1 protein-coding gene is annotated in these 269 nt (G+C 36.1%); it reads right to left on the minus strand.

Annotation, left to right across the window (positions count from 1 at the left end; translation table 11 throughout):
- Window positions 1-48: 48 nt before the first annotated feature.
- A partial coding sequence (locus R2R70_RS20535) for a hypothetical protein (protein ID WP_410978984.1) occupies window positions 49-269 on the minus strand: 221 nt, incomplete at its 5' end.

A 269-nucleotide genomic window follows, 5' to 3' on the forward strand; every position in this document is an offset into this window, starting at 1 on the left:
CTTCATGCATAAATTAGGTGAACAAATTATAACTTTTCATTTGGCTTCTTAATAGAATATGGAGAGATCAAAGAAAAAGTAGAAAGAACGAGAGAAAAACACTTCAATACTGCCAACAGCTTCATGGTGGGTGAAAAAGTAGAGGAAGTTTTTTCGCTCGATATTGAGCTGGGCGTGAGGGGAGAAGAACATACATGTATAGGGGAAAACGTATTTTAGCTTTGATACCAGCTTTTCATAGGCAGCAAGATCATCATGATGAATATATT

It is taken from the genome of Cobetia sp. SIMBA_158 (genome assembly GCF_046566945.1).
Classification (GTDB): domain Bacteria; phylum Pseudomonadota; class Gammaproteobacteria; order Pseudomonadales; family Halomonadaceae; genus Cobetia; species Cobetia amphilecti.